The 16,594-nt window shown below is 33.9% G+C and carries 9 protein-coding genes; 8 read left to right on the top strand and 1 reads right to left on the bottom strand.

What is annotated here, in order from left to right; all coding sequences use genetic code 11:
- Positions 1-4: 4 nt before the first annotated feature.
- Positions 5-1,141, bottom strand: coding sequence for a cytochrome-c peroxidase (locus tag NMK29_RS08930; RefSeq protein ID WP_108804227.1), 1,137 nt, complete (start codon positions 1,139-1,141; stop codon positions 5-7).
- 487 nt (positions 1,142-1,628) lie between these two features.
- Between NMK29_RS08930 and NMK29_RS08925 the strand changes: the two genes are divergently transcribed.
- The 8 genes from NMK29_RS08925 to NMK29_RS08890 all read left to right on the top strand — a co-directional run bounded on the left by NMK29_RS08925 (position 1,629) and on the right by NMK29_RS08890 (position 16,494).
- Positions 1,629-2,048 (top strand): hypothetical protein, encoded by a 420-nt coding sequence (locus tag NMK29_RS08925; protein ID WP_108804228.1) that lies wholly within the window; start codon positions 1,629-1,631, stop codon positions 2,046-2,048.
- 47 nt (positions 2,049-2,095) lie between these two features.
- Complete coding sequence (locus NMK29_RS08920) at positions 2,096-4,600, top strand: RICIN domain-containing protein (protein ID WP_159092279.1); 2,505 nt, start codon at positions 2,096-2,098, stop codon at positions 4,598-4,600.
- A gap of 40 nt (positions 4,601-4,640) precedes the next feature.
- Entirely contained in the window at positions 4,641-7,160 is a 2,520-nt protein-coding gene (locus tag NMK29_RS08915) for an RICIN domain-containing protein (protein ID WP_254097202.1), read from the top strand.
- Positions 7,161-7,298: 138 nt separating this feature from the next.
- Entirely contained in the window at positions 7,299-9,362 is a 2,064-nt protein-coding gene (locus tag NMK29_RS08910; protein ID WP_254097200.1) for a carbohydrate-binding protein, read from the top strand.
- Between the two features lie 37 nt (positions 9,363-9,399).
- Positions 9,400-12,120: an RICIN domain-containing protein gene (locus NMK29_RS08905; protein WP_254097198.1), complete on the top strand. Its 2,721-nt coding sequence runs from the start codon at positions 9,400-9,402 to the stop codon at positions 12,118-12,120.
- 2 nt (positions 12,121-12,122) lie between these two features.
- A complete protein-coding gene (locus tag NMK29_RS08900) occupies positions 12,123-13,088 on the top strand; it encodes a hypothetical protein (protein ID WP_254097196.1) in 966 nt (321 codons plus the stop codon).
- Between the two features lie 16 nt (positions 13,089-13,104).
- Positions 13,105-13,734, top strand: coding sequence for an RICIN domain-containing protein (locus tag NMK29_RS08895; protein ID WP_254097194.1), 630 nt, complete (start codon positions 13,105-13,107; stop codon positions 13,732-13,734).
- 18 nt (positions 13,735-13,752) lie between these two features.
- The gene (locus NMK29_RS08890; protein WP_108804232.1) at positions 13,753-16,494 is read left to right on the top strand and encodes a ThuA domain-containing protein; all 2,742 of its coding nucleotides are present in this window, start codon (positions 13,753-13,755) and stop codon (positions 16,492-16,494) included.
- The last annotated feature ends 100 nt before the right edge of the window (positions 16,495-16,594 follow it).

The following is a 16,594-nucleotide window of genomic DNA, read 5'->3' as shown; positions in this document are numbered from 1 at the left end:
ATTTTTAGTATATAAAAGGATTAGCATATTTTTCATCCCTTATAAATTCTTCATCAGTTAGTGTATTTAAAAAATCTATTAAAGCTTGTTTATCGTCTTCAGATAAATTTAAACGACGAACATTGTTTCCTTGGGTTAATCTATTATCTAAATTCGGATTGTTCTGTACACCGCTATTGTAATGTTCAATAACCTGTTCAAGTGTTCCAAACCGACCATCGTGCATGTAAGGTGCTGTTAATGCAATGTTTCTTAGAGATGGAACTTTAAATTCTCCTAGATCGTTATTATTTCCTGTTATCCCACCAACACCAAGATCCGTAATTGTAGCATCCAATCCATTATTTCTCGCATTATCTCCTACAAAAACATTAGTAGCATGGCAATCAAAACATCTTGTTTGATTACTCATAAAAAGAGTTTTTCCACTATTTTCGGAGTCTGTAAAATTAGGGAAATCACTATTTATATTTTGACTTTGCGCTAATCCATTGTCAAATTTTGATTGGTATGAAACTATAGAACGTATAAATTGAGATAACGCTAATGCTATTCTCTCGCTGGTAATGGTTTCATCACCAAAAGCATTTTTAAATAAAATAGTATAATATTCTTCATTAGCTAATTTTGTTTCTAATTCTGGTAAGGTCATACCCATTTCTACTAGATCCTGAATTGGCATTAATGTCTGTATTTCAAGTGTTGGAGCTCTTTCGTCCCAAAAAAACCTTCCATTATCATAAAATTTTGCGTTAGATAATCCCATAGAATTTCTAGCAGTCAATCCACCGTCAAAACCTACACTAAACTGTCTTGGATCAGAAAATCCATTCTCTTGAATATGACACGATGCACAGGAAATAGTATTATTTAAAGATAGTTTATTGTCATAAAAAAGAACCCTACCTAGGGTTGCACCATGATCAGTAATAACATTATTATTAGGAGTATTATCCTCACCTTGTAATTCATTATTTAAGAAAAAATCAGGCAATGGAATATCAGCATAATTAAAAGGTGATGTTGGTAAATTTAGTGTTATAAACTCTGTAGAAGTACTTGGAATATCTGTATAATCGTCCGTACTACATGAAATTGAAATTATTAATACTAAACAAAGGGATGGAATATATTTTTTCATATAAAACTTTTATTATCAAACAGGTTAATTAATAAGAACTAAAGCTATTAGTATTAGTACTTTGTTTTTAATACGTATTAGAAATAGACTTACCCAACCCTACATTTCAAAAAAATAAGTATATCCTTTTTTTAGGAGTTAGGTACTAATGAATTTTTAGATCAATTCAGCAATACACTTCGTTATGAATATAGTTTGTAAAGAACCAAACCTATAGTATTATCTGAAGCGAATTATAGAGATCCACTTACGAATTCTCGTTTAATTAGGGCGAAAAATTATTTAGAGAATGTAACTACTAATGATAGCGTAAATTTGAGTACCCTAGAAATTGGTTGACCAGTTTATATTTTGTTGAAAAACAATGATATAAGTAATAGATATGTGATCATTCTAATCTTGTTTTCTAGATACAACTAGTAATAGGGCATTATAGGAGATTGGTGAAGAAGTTGCATAATATGATTGAAAAACTAACGTAACTATTATGCAACTCCAGCTACGACCAATTCTTTTGGTGTTAACTGTATTACTATTTCAGATAACTTCTGTATATGTGATTTTTAAGGAATCATTATTTGCAACGGAATATTCTGTTTTTAGGAATTTTACCTGTTCAAAGAACACCGATAATCATACTTATAACGGCACCCGACCGGATTATTTCGAAAAAATACTTCTGCATTATAACGAACCATATGTATTAGTTGATAGAGATAAATTAACAATCAAAAACATAACCACTACATATTTAAATGTTAGTGGGTATAATTATGTACATAATCTTATTAAAAGGTCTACCGGAATAAGATTAAATTCTATCAAAACATATGATGCTATAAACATTCCTAGGATTGATAACTCAAGAATAAAGGATACTACTATCAATATCTCATTACATACTTAATACATAAAACCTTAGACCTATAAACAACCTATTAATAAACCATCATGATGAAAAAAATACTATTCATTCTTTTAATTTTTAATATTGGGAATTTAGTTTCCCAAACTACTGTCAATTCGTTACAAGCGTTATTACCTTATTTAAATGATAGTAATGCAAACGTAAAATTAGCCCCAGGAACATATTCTATTACAGCAGCGGATGTTGCTGCTGGAGATTTTAGTAATCCACTTTTACTTTTTGAAGGGAATAACAGCGCCTACGATTTTACCAATGTTACTATAAATATTGACACTGAAGTATTAAGCAGTTTTGGAAATGTAGATGTGAATTTACTCCAGATTTTGGGAAATAATAACACGCTAAAAAACCTGAAGTTAGTTAATGTAGGGAATAATGCTCCAAGAAAGAGAGCGCAAACAATAGTTATGGATGGATCTGATAATTTATTAGAAGGGTTTCATATTACTGTTCGAGGTTCGTATCCATATGGTTATGGGGATGCTTTTGGTAAAGGTGGCGGTCCAGTTATTGGTCATCGTAAACATTCGGCATTGTTAGTACGTGGAGAATCTAATCATGTAAAAAATTGTACGTTAATCCATAGATCTTATGGGCACGCAATTTTTATGCAAGCCGCCAGCAATCCAATTATTGAAGGTTGTTACATAGAAGGGGAGATGCGCTCCACTGATGATATGCTTAAAGAAGAAGGTACTGGCTCTCCAGCTGATAATGTTGACTTTATGACTGTTTGGGGATATAGACTTCCATCAGGATATATGATGAGCACCGGAGAAGGAGGTATTCGGGCATATAATGCAGGTACAACTTTTATAAATGGAGAAACTATCGAAAGAGGAACCTCTAATCCCACCGTTCGTAATTGTACTATAAAACATATGAGAACCGGAGTAGTATTAGCTCACGCTTCTGGAACTGTGATTGCTGAAAATTGCACAGCTATAGGTTGTGAGCAAGGTTTTGGATTAGGGAGTGGTACTGCAATTAATTGTAAAGCAGATATTTCTCATGGTCACGCTTTTAAAAGTACATATGATAATGATAGCTGGGATCTTGATATTGAAATTATACCAGCCGTAGATCCTTATTATAATGGCCAAAAATGTATTGCCTTTATCGGAATGGATAATTCAAATTTAACTTTAACGGGTGGCGACCCAAATCTTCCTTCAGATTATAGAATTCAAATTGGTGGAACACTTGATGGAGTTCGCTTCAAAAATGGAAATTTAGATTATCAAAGTACCCATAATGGTAAGAATAATAGGGTTATTAATAATACTAAGCATCCAATAGTAATTGCATCTGGTAGTACAGGTTCTTCTATAGAAACTTGCGGTTCGGTAACAGATAATGGTTCCAATAATAGTATAACTAATACAAATGATTGTGAAACCCAAACATCATTTACTCCAAACCCAAACAAAACATATTATATAGATTCTCCAGTACATAATCTTCGACTAGCGTCAAATGGATCTAGCGAGGATCCATATACTACATCTACACAGACTACAGGAGATGATGTAATATGGAAATTTGTAGATAAAGGTAACGGATTTTGGCACATACAAAGAGCTGCTGGTGGAGCTAAACCACGTTTACGAACAGACAATTCAGAATTTGCAGATATGCAAGCAACTAGTTATTCTGGTACATATACTTATTACAACTTTACCCAAGGGGTTAGTTCTGGCACTCACTTTTTAACATTACCAGATGGACCTTCAGGGAGAAAACGTTTACAAATTAATAGTGAAGGTTTAGTTCGTTTTATGAGCTCTAGCTTGAATGGAACTTGGGAATCGTTTACAATTACAGAAGTCAATACCAATACTTCTTCTAATGTAGTACATATTACTAAAAGAAATGCACCAGGTTATGCCATTGATGCACCAGGAAAAAATCCATCTAATGGAGATCAAGTGTATTTATGGTCCACTAACCCTAATAATCCAAACCAACAATGGATTGAGATTGATCGTGGAAATGGCTATTACTCCTATCAAAAAATAGGAACTGATTATTGTATTGATGGTATGGATGGAGGTACCAATCGACAAGATGTGTATTTATGGAATTGTTCTGATAACAATTGGAACCAACAGTGGCAAAAAGTAGCAGTAGGTGGTGGAGCTTATAAATTGATCAAACGAAATGAATCTGGTTTTGCAATTAATGGAGGTTCTAATGGTGCAGATGGTCAAAATGTAAATCTATTTGATTCATCCAATACTAGTCAAAATTTACAATGGATTATCACACCAATCGACGTTGCAAGAGCTCCAGAACTTTCTAATGACGAAGCTATATTTTCATATCCTAATCCAGTAGAAAATGTAATGACCATTCAGGGAGCAAAGGATAGTACAATTAGAATATATGATATAAGTGGAAAAAAGGTATATGCCTTAAGAATTACTGATGATTCCCAGATAATAGACCTAACTACGTTGCCTTCTGGTTTGTATTACGCCTATGTGTTATCACAAAAAAATAGGACTACTTTAAAAATTAATAAACAATAAATTATAACAACACTTGTAACGTGCTTCATATCAAAAAAACATGAAAAAAATACTTATAATATTTTTAACTTTTAGTTTTGGAAATTTAGTTTCTCAAACTACCGTTAATTCTTTAGAAGCATTACTACCATATTTAGATGACAGTAATGCAAACGTAAAATTATCCCCAGGAACATATTCTATAACAGCTGCCGATGTTGCTGCTGGAAATTTTAGTAATCCACTTTTTCTTTTTGAAGGAAATAACAGCATTTATGATTTCACTGGTGTTACTATCAACTTTGATACAGATATTTTTATGGCATTTGGAAATGTAGGTGTTGAAGAACTAAAAGTAATTGGTAATAACAATGTGCTGAAAAATTTGAAAATGGTAGATGTAGGTAGTGTATACGATAGACCTACAAGAACAGCACTTGGTATAAGTTTACAAGGTCAAGATAATTTGATCGAAGGTTTTGATATGACTATTGTAGGATCTCAACCATATGGATATGGTGATGCATTTGGTAAAGGATCTGGATATGTTATCAAACATTTTAAACATTCTGCAATATTAGTTGGAGGAGATAGAAATCACGTAAAAGACTGTAATATAAAGCATAGAGCCTATGGGCATGGAGTCTTTATGCAAGGAGCAGTTGATGCACTGATTGAAGGTGTTTATCTAGAAGGCGAAGTGAGATCTACCGATGATATGTTGGCTGGAGCTTATGAAGGAGCAGGAACAACTGGAGAAGATGTAAATTGGATTACCGTTTGGGGATTTCCGCTTCCCGCTGGTCATACAATGAGTCTACAAGAAGATGGAATTAGAACTTATACCAGAGGGACAACTATAATTAATGGAGAAACAATCTCTGATAGAAGAACAACAAATATTACCATTAAAGATTGTACTATAAAAAAGATGCGCTCTGGATGTTCTATAACGTTAACAGCTGGAACAAAATATATTGAAAACACTACTGCTATTAGTTGTGAAACTGGTTTTGGAGCAGGTAATGGTGGTCAAGTAGTAAATTGTTTTGCGGATGCCGCAATAGGCCCTGTTTACAGAAACGCTTACAATACTACAAATAATTTTGAAGGTGATATCACTGTTATTCCACCAGAAAATGGATACTACAATGGAGCAAATTGCTTGGCTTATTTAGGAGGAAATAATCACGAGGTAATTCTTAGAAATGCTGAGCCAAATTTACCCTCTAATTTAGCGATCATGTTTGGAGGAGATTTTTTAGCACATCGTTTTTTAAGTGATGATACTAATGTAGATCACCCTTCAAAAGATATTTCTCTTATTAATTATACAACTGCACCAGTGTTAATATCATCTGAGAGTTCAGGAAATCAAATTGAAACCTGTTCTACTGTGACAAATAATGGTTCTAATAATAGTATCTCGCAATTAAATGATTGTGATACTGTTCCACCACCAAGTTCTAGCTTTACTCCAGATCCCAATAAGACTTATTATATAGATAACCCATATCACAATCTTCGACTAGCTTCTAACGGATCTAGTGAGGATGCGTATACTACATCTACACAGACTACAGGAGATGATGTAACCTGGAAATTTGTAGATAAAGGTAATGGATTTTGGCATATACAAAGGGCCGCCGGAGGAACTAAACCACGCTTACGGACAGATAATTCAGAACTGGCGGATATGCAAGCAATCACTAATTCAGGCACATATACTTATTATGATTTTACTCAAGGCGCTAGTGCTAACACACATTTTATAACGCTTCCTGATGGTCCTTCAGGACGTCAACGTTTACAAATCAACAATTCCGGTTTAGTTCGTTTTATGAGTTCTAGTTTAAATGGTACTTGGGAATCATTTAATATTACCGAGATAAACAGCACCAATATAGTTCATATTACCAAACGTAATGCTCCGAACTTTGCGATCGATGGAATGGGCGGTGGTGCTAATGGTCAAAATGTATACTTATGGTCTGCAAATGAAAATAATGATAACCAACAATGGTTAGAGATTGATCGTGGTAATGGATATTATTCCTATCAAAAAGTAGGGACCAATTATTGTATCGATGGTAATAATCAAGGTACTAATCGACAGAATGTATACCTATGGAGTTGTGAAGAAAACAACCAAAATCAACAATGGCAAAAAGTAGCAGTTGGTGGAGGTGCATATAAACTCATCAAGCGAAATGCACCTGGATATGCTCTAGATGGAGGCTCTAATGGTACTGATGGTCAAAACATACAACTGTATGATGCATCAAGTTTATCCCAAAATTTACAATGGATTATTACTCCAATTAATGATACGAAATCCCCAGAGATTACTGATGAAAATATTATAACCTTATATCCAAATCCAGTAGTAAATACAGTAACTATTAAAGGTGCAACAGATACTATCATTACTATTTACGATATAAAAGGTAGTGAGGTACTTACGAAATCAATTTCTAGTGATAATGAGACTATAGATTTAGGTCATTTAGATCAAGGATTATATCACGGAAAAGTAAGAAATAATACAACTAGTATAACACTAAAAATTGTAAAAAACTAAAACCTGTAAAAAGATTAAATCTTAAAGCGAGATAGAACAAAGAAGTTGTTTTATGATGACATCAAGTTACTTAATCAATATACAGAAGACTATTGCCAATTCATTATAAAAATTAATAATTACCTAATTAAATTAGTTATGTTCAAAATAAAAATTCTCTTAAAAACTATAAGACTTTTTATCTTTTTCACCAGTCTTTCCATACTGGCTGCAGATGTTACAGTACCTGTTGGAGGAAACATACAAAAAGCTATTGATGATGTAAATAAAAGTGGAGGTGGAACAGTGACTTTAGCATCGGGGACACATATTATTACTGAAACTCTAGAAATGAAAAGTAATGTGACTTTTCAAGGTTCAGGAACGTATGCTTCGATAGTTAAAATAAATGAAAACAAACAAATTATGGCCGAAGATGGATATTCTAATAACAAAACGAATGCAGTCAATAATGTACTTATTCAAAATATAACATTTATTGGAATAAATGGAGACGAAGGTGGAGTTGCTATTACAAAATTTGGCACAGATAACGAAAATATAACTTTTTCAAACGTACGTTGTTATAATGTAGGTTGGGGAGTTCACATTAAAGGCGCAAAAAATGTTTTAATAGAAAATTGTGATTTTAGTGAGAATGGAGCTAAAGGAAAAGAGGGTTTTGCTCACAATTTATATTTAAGACGTGTATATGGTGCTGTTATTAAAAACTCAATATTTAATAATTCAATTTCTGCTAACGGAATCAATATTTCATATAGCGAGGATGTTGAAGTTCGAAATTGTGAAATGATTGGGAACTATTTTAGAGGAGTTAGGGCAGCAGATTCAGATGGATATTTGGTACATGACTGCATCATAACAGATAACGGCAATGTTGGGTTATTGGCAAATACTGAAGTTGTTGTAACTAAAAATATTGATTGGGCAAATAACTGTGTTGCCAATAATGGTACTGGAATAGAAACAAAAAATGGAGCTACTGGTACCATTAAAAATTGTAATTCCTATGGTAATGGTTCTAATTATAAATTAGTAAGTTCTGTTTCTCAATCAAATAATATAAGTGATTCAAGTAAAGAATGTAAGAGTTCTGGTCCAATAGACCCAAATCCACCAGTACAAGACGGTACTTTAGTTCATATCACCAAACGTAATGCTACAGGTTTTGCGATAGATGGCGGTGATGGAGGGGCCAATGGACAAAATGTAACGCTTTCTGCAGCAAACACATCGGATCAAGGGCAATTATGGGTAGAGATCGATCGAGGAAATGGTTTTTATTCTTACGAAAAGTATGGAACTAATTTTAGTTTAGACGGAAATAATGGAGGAGCTACGAGACAAAGTATATACATATGGCAAACAAGTGCTACCAATCAAAATCAACAATGGCAAAAACAAGCCGTGGGTGATGGTGGTTTTAAACTAATAAAAAGAAATGCTACAGGCTTTGCGATCAATGGAGGATCAGGAGGTGTAGAAGGTAGAGATGTTAATATGTGGAGTTCTGCAAGTACAAACCAAAACTTACAATGGTTTATAACTCCTATAGCAGAAAATGTACGTATAGAAGCCGAGGATTTTGATAACATGTCAGGGATTCAAACAGAAGCTAGTACAGAGAGTGGTGATAATGTAGGTTATATAAATAACGGCGATTGGCTACGTTTTGATGATGTGAATCTATCCGGCATAACCAATATGGATGCACGAGTAGCCACTAAGTTTACAGGAGGAACTATTGAAGTTCGTACGGGAAGTATTACAGGGACATTAATAGGATCTATTGATGTAAATACTACTGGAGGACATCAAAATTGGCAAACACTAAATTCCGTTATAAGTAACACCGGTGGTACACAAGATGTTTATTTAGTATTTACTGGTGGTAGTGGTTATTTATTTAATGTGAATTGGATTGAATTTAATACAGATTCAGAAGTCAACAAAGAGCAGAACTCTCCTGCAAAACTATCTGATATAGAAATGTATCCAAATCCTGTAAGTGAAATAATGACCATCCGAAATGCTGCGAATTCCATTATTACTATTTATAATATGAATGGAAAAGAGGTATGGTCAAAATACGTTTCTAATAATAACGAAACTATGGATTTAAGTTTTCTTTCTTCTGGTATTTATTATGCTAAAGTAAATGGCTCTCAGAGCTTTTCTACGATTAAAATAGCAAAACAATAATATAATAATTGAGAATATAATTTAATATAAAATAATAATGAAAAAAATAGTATCAATTTCTTTGCTTTTATTAGGTCTATTTGCTTCGCAACTAAGTTTTGCTCAAAGAACAATTTCTAATCTTGAAGAATTTATAGAACTTCAAGATGCAAGTAATCAAAATATCAAAATGACACCAGGTACTTATCATATCTCATTGTCAACAAAAACCTTATTTGATGGTAATGATTGGATTGTGCGTACAACAGGATCGTGGCCAGGACTTTTTAACTTTACAGGTAGTAATAATATCTTTGATTTAACAGGAGTAACGTTCACTTTTGATTCTACTATAATTAATGATATGCCCAATTTGGCTCATGGAAGCTTAGTAAGATTGGGAGGAACTGGTAATACTTGGATTGGATTTAATTTACAGGAGTTACCTAGTAATGATGGCACTTATGGGTATTATATTCATGTTTCTGGTGGTGTTGTTTTACAAATAACAGGAAGTGGACATCATTTTGAAGATCTTACGTTAAAGGCTCGTTACTCACATCCTTATGGTTTTGGGTCACTTTACGGAAAAACGGGCAGCAGTACAGGTATGTTACCCGGTTCTCGCTTAGGTAAAAAGAGTGGTTTAATACTTACCGAATTAACGGATAGTACCTTTAATAATATATTAGTAGATCATAGTGCTTTTGGACATACTTTATTTTTTAATGGACCAATTAACAATGTGGTTATAGAAAATGCTATAATTATTGCAGAATCAAGATCAACGAATGATCTACGAGCAAATGGTATAGATGGCAAAGATCGTAATGGAGTACCTTATGGAGTTAACTATAATGGTAATGTTTTAACTGGTACTTCAGATAATGATACATTCTTTAGTTATTTTGATACTAATAATCTTGACCAATGTCAAAGTCTCGATAGTGGTTTCCAAGCGTCACCTATTCGTTCTGACTATCAATTTAGTCTCGTTGAAGATGCTTTCCGTGGATATACTCAAAATCTTATTGAAAATCTTGTGATTCGTAATGCTCAAGTGGTAGGAGCTCGAAGTGGTATTGCATTAGGTTCCGCAAGTCGTGGATTAGTAGTTGAAGATATTATAGTAAGAGGTGTAGCAGGCCATGGAGTTCCTGCCTGTAATGGTGCTTGGAATAGCAGTAATGGAGGAGAAGGTGATGCCACAGCTTTTGATGTTCCATCATATGCCATCATAAAAGATGCGCAAGCAGATGCTGCCTATTCAACGATATTGGAACTTGCTGGAGCGAGACAAGAGGTTATCGCTGATATTGAAGTACTTGACCCTGAAAATGGTTATCTTCGTCCAGAAGGTTCAACCGCACTAGCACTTATTAGTGGTAGCAATCATAAGCTACGATTATGGAAAAGGGATGAGCAAGCACTCGAAAAAAATCTTGTAATAAAAGTTGGAAGTCAATCTACTACAGGTCTTTTACTTTGTAATTTGACTAAACAACCAGTAACGATATCGAACAATGTTACAAATTCAACTATTTACTCTATCGGTGATGTAAACGATTCTAGTAATGGATCTAATATAATTATCAAAGTGTCTAGTCTTAATCAAGAACCTTGTGAATGTAACTTTACAACAACGGAAGCTTGCGTAGACACTTCCTTTATACCTGATCCTAATAAAACATATTACATAGATTCTCCAATACATAATCTTCGACTAGCTTCTAACGGATCTAGTGAAGATGCATATACTACATCTACGCAGACTACAGGAGATGATGTAGCCTGGAAATTTGTAGATAAAGGTAATGGATTTTGGCATATACAAAGGGCCGCCGGAGGAACTAAACCACGCTTACGGACAGATAATTCAGTACTGGCGGATATGCAAGCAACCACTAATTCAGGTACGTATACTTATTATAATTTTACTCAAGGCGCTAGTGCTAACACACATTTTATAACGCTTCCTGATGGTCCTTCAGGACGTCAACGTTTACAAATCAACAATTCCGGTTTAGTTCGTTTTATGAGTTCTAGTTTAAATGGTACTTGGGAATCATTTACTATTACCGAGATAAACAGCACCAATATAGTTCATATTACCAAACGTAATGCTCCGAACTTTGCGATCGATGGAATGGGCGGTGGTGCTAATGGTCAAAATGTATACTTATGGTCTGCAAATGAAAATAATGATAATCAACAATGGTTAGAGATTGATCGTGGTAATGGATATTATTCCTATCAAAAAGTAGGAACCAATTATTGTATCGATGGTAATAATCAAGGTGCTAATAGACAGAACGTATACCTATGGAGTTGTGAAGAAAACAACCAAAATCAACAATGGCAAAAAGTAGCAGTTAATGGAGGTGCATATAAACTCATCAAGCGAAATGCACCTGGATATGCTCTAGATGGAGGCTCTAATGGTGCTGATGGTCAAAACATACAACTGTATGATGCATCAAATACCAGTCAAAACCTGCAGTGGATTATTACTCCTATAGGAGAATCTACTAAACTTTCTGATGAATCAATAAACCCGGAAATTTTAATTTACCCAAATCCTGCAGTTAATATGGTTACTATATCAGGTGCTGCGCAGTCTACAGTTCGAGTATATGATATTAATGGAAAAATAGTACTAACTCAGAATATCTCTAATAATAATCAAATTATTGATGTAAGTAAACTTACTAAAGGAATGTATTATGTGAAAGTTAACGAATTGGATGGCGTTTCGGTTGTTAAAATTATAAAGAGATAAAAATGAAAACAAAACTAATAGTATCAAATCAGTTTTATCTATTTGGAAAACTATTTATAATCGGCTGTTTACTTTGCGGAAGTATCGGACTAGAAGACTATGTTAATCCTGAGTATTTCGATCAATTTAATCCTCCACCAGGCGAGTTTAATACAAGCCAAATCGGTTTTGATTCTAGAGGAAAAGATAATCCGAATGCTTTACAATTTACAGGAGGAGCGCAAGTAAATGAAACACCTATGTATGACAATTATGGTAATCAGTTAGTTGTAGATGGTATACCTGTGGTAACTGAAGAAGAGCGAGTAGGATATTATGATGGGTTTCATAATGGAAAAATTCACGCTGGAGCTATAGCAAAAATTAATATTGATGGCACAGAAAAAGATTGTGTTTATTTGAATGCCGTAGATATACAAAACTCTGGAACATATAGTGGTTGGGTTCCCGTAGATCAAATGAGCCCCTCATCTACAATTTGGCAGTATTCGCAACAAATTAATGAACGTCGTGAAAGCGTTCGTTATACAAAAAATCCAAAAGGAAGTTCTAGATATGAACGTATGGAGGTAGTAGCGCAATCGTTTCCGGCAAATATGGTTAATGGGTACATCGTACCAGACAGAACCAGTAATGCAGGAAAAGTAGATTATTATTATATACGTGATGGACTTTTAAATGGCTTTATAAATTTACCTGAAACTGGCAACAAACGACACGGTGTACAATGTTCTAGAGTAAAACCAGGATCCTCTTTTTGGAGGGATATGGATGTTGATAATTATATACAAAATATTTATGCATATAATTCAACTACCGTTGTTGGAACTTTCCGTTGGTGTTATGGTTATTTTGTTACTGATGCTGGGACGAAGATTTATTGTTGGACTAATCGAGAATGTTTACGACCAAAAGATGATTCTCTAAATACCACGATAGTCCATATAAAAAAAACGCAATGCACCTAATTTTGCAATCGATGGAATGGGTGGAGGTGCTAATGGTCAAAATGTATACTTATGGTCAGCTAATGAAAATAATAAGAACCAACAATGGATTGAGATTGATCGTGGTAATGGCTATTATTCCTATCAAAAAGTAGGAACCAATTATTGTATCGATGGCAATAATCAAGGTGCTAATAGACAGAACATATACCTATGGAGTTGTGAAGAAAACAACCAAAATCAACAATGGCAAAAGATAGCAGTTGGAGGAGGGGCATATAAGCTTATCAAGCGAAATGCATCTGGATATGCTTTTGATGGAGGTTCTAATGGCACAAATGGACAAAATGTACAATTATACAATTCATCAAGTTCGTCCCAAAATTTACAATGGATTATTGCACCAATCGATGATGCTAAATCCACAGAAATTACTGATGAAAGTACTATAATCTTATATCCAAACCCAGTAGTAAATACTGTAACTATTAGAGGTGCATCAAATTCTATAATCCGTATATATGATATGAATGGAAAAGTAATATCTGTAAAACATATTTCTAATGAAATAGAAACCATGGATGTAAGTTCTTTAATACAAGGATTGTATTATATAAAAGTTAATGGAGATAATAATGTATCTACTATTAAGATCAGTAAGAAATAACATTTAAAATAAATACTCATGAAAACCCAATCGTCAACTGTAAACAAAGTCCTCATATGGATGACTTGTTTTTTTTCTTTATTAGTTCAATTTACATATGGTCAAGACTTTAATATTTTAGTCTTTCACGAAACCAATGGATTCAGACATACAGGTGCTATAAATGCCAGTATCTCTATGCTAGAAGAACTAGGAACCAATACAGATCACGATACTTGGTCTGTTGATAATACTAGGGATGCTTCTGTTTTTACTACTGAAAATTTGGCCAATTATGAAGTCATAATATTTTCAAATACTACAGGAGGAAGCCTTTTAGATGATAGCCAGAAAGCAGCAATGGAAGCTTTTATACAAAACGGAGGTGGATTCATAGGTTTTCATTCTGCAACAGACACTTACAGAAATACGAATGCCGCATCTTCCTGGCCTTGGTATAATGAATTAGTAGGTGCTATTGTGCAAACGAGTCCAAATCATACATCAAACAACTTACCAGGAGTCATGAATGTCCTTGTAAATCATCCTATTATTGATCATATAGGAAACGTTGGTGATACGTGGGAACATGAAGAAGAATGGTATTATTGGGAACTTAATGGTGGGCAACTAAGTGATACTAATGAAAACCTCTTAGAAGTACAATCTACAGGTAATCAAAGTTACGATGCTACACGACCTATTACTTGGCTAAAAGAATTTGATGGAGGAAGATCATTTTATACCGCTTTAGGACATAATGGAGCTACCTATAACGATAATCTACCATTTAGGGAAATGGTAGAAAAAGCAGTACTGTGGGTATCGGATAGACTGGATATAGACGAGCCTATAAATGATTGCGGAAGTAACCTAACAAGTAAATGGACAGATCTTTTAGAAAATGATTTAGATTGTTGGGAAGTTTGGATGGGAGTACCACATAGCACGACAGGTTTACCTGGTAGTAGTAATAATGTTACTAATGGTTCTGGAACTCCTTTGGGTTTAAATAATGATCCTACTAATGTTTTTTCTATTATTGAAGAAAATGGTGAAAAGCAATTATACATTACTGGAGAAGTATATGGGGGTCTTACCACTTTAAATGAGTATAGTAATTACCATCTTAGCATGGAATTTAAATGGGGTGAGCTAAAATGGGAACCAAGATTAAATAGATTAAGGGATAGTGGTATTCTTTATCATGCTAATGGTGATCATGGAACTTTCTGGGATGTTTGGAAGTCTTCTCTTGAATTTCAAGTTCAAGAAGGGGACTTAGGTGATTATATTGGTTTAGCTGGCACACAAGGTTTGGTTCCTTCAGAAAATAGTGGAGGGTTAACTTTTACACCTATGGCACCATTAAATACTGGAACATTAATTCGAGCAGGATCAAATCCAGAATTACCTAATGGAGAATGGAATCTATTAGAGATTATTGTAATTGGAGATAGAGCAATTCATTATGTAAATGGTGTAATGGTAAATGCTTTACAAGATGCTACTTGGAATGGAAATTCAGTAATTACTGGTCAAATACAAATACAATCTGAGGGAGCAGAATTATATTATCGTAACATACGAATAAAAGCAGAAACTGAATTCCCATCAGAGGATGTTGCAACACTTGGATGGGGTGATGACCCTACTACGCCAATTTGTACTGCTGATGCACCTATAGGAGAAATGATTGCCTTAAGAAAATCAGGAGGAGATCAAAAATGGATTACTATTACAGATGGTAATTCTAATTTGATTGCTAACGGAGAAGAAGCTGATAGAGCATTATTTTATGTAGAAGAGCATACTAATGGCTGTATTGCCCTTAAGTCTGTAAGTACTGATAAATATATTCAGGTAGTTGGTACAAATAGGAATGCGGCAATTCGTGCAACCGGGAATGCCCCAGGAACCTGGGAAAATTTTGGATGGAAACAGAAAGGATCTAATCAAGTTGCTCTTAAAAGTTTATTTAATAATGGATGGATACAGGCAAATTGGGATGTAGATAATAGCACGCTTTTTCCGCTAGGAGATGCAGATGGTACTTGGGAAACTTTTGATTTTGAGATAATTGGTGATGTATCTCAAAATAATTTAGTACATATTACTAAACGAAATGCTCCAGGTTTTGCAATCGATGGTGATCATGGTGGTGCTAATGCTCAAAATGTTTACTTATGGTCAGAAAATGAAGCTAACATAAATCAACAATGGATTGAGATTGATCGTGGTAATGGATATTACTCTTATCAGAAACAAGGAACTAATTTTTGTATTGATGGAGATAAAGATGGTGTTAATGGTCAAAATGTATATTTATGGACTTGTATGGAAAATAACCAGAATCAACATTGGCAAAAAGTAGCTGTTGGAGATGGAGCTTTTAAATTAATTAAACGTAATGCGCCAGGTTTTGCAATTAATGGTGGTAACAATGGTGGTAATGGCCAAAATGTGAATCTGTATGATTCTTCGAATACTAGTGAGAATTTGCAATGGATTATTACACCTATCGACGATACCAAAGCACCCGAAGTTTCTAATGACGGCTCTGTAGTTTTATATCCTAATCCAATAATAAATAATGTAACTATTCAAGGTGCGGAAAATTCTATCATCCGAGTGTATAATATGAATGGGAAGGTATTGGTAACAAAAAATATTTCAAGTAATAACGAAACTATAGATTTAGGCATACTCTCATCTGGTATGTATTATGCTAAAATCAATGGATCGAAAAGTATATCAACTATTAAAATTGTAAAAGAATAACCTACAATATCAAAAATGAATGGGGTAAAATCATTAGATTTTACCCCATTCATTTTATTAAATCAGTAATGTTTATGCCAACATAATCTTGCAGGTTACA

The organism is Aquimarina sp. Aq107 (assembly GCF_943733665.1).
Lineage (GTDB): Bacteria > Bacteroidota > Bacteroidia > Flavobacteriales > Flavobacteriaceae > Aquimarina.
The sequence above is the reverse complement of the archived record's forward strand: the minus strand, read 5'-3'. Positions and strand labels throughout refer to the sequence as shown.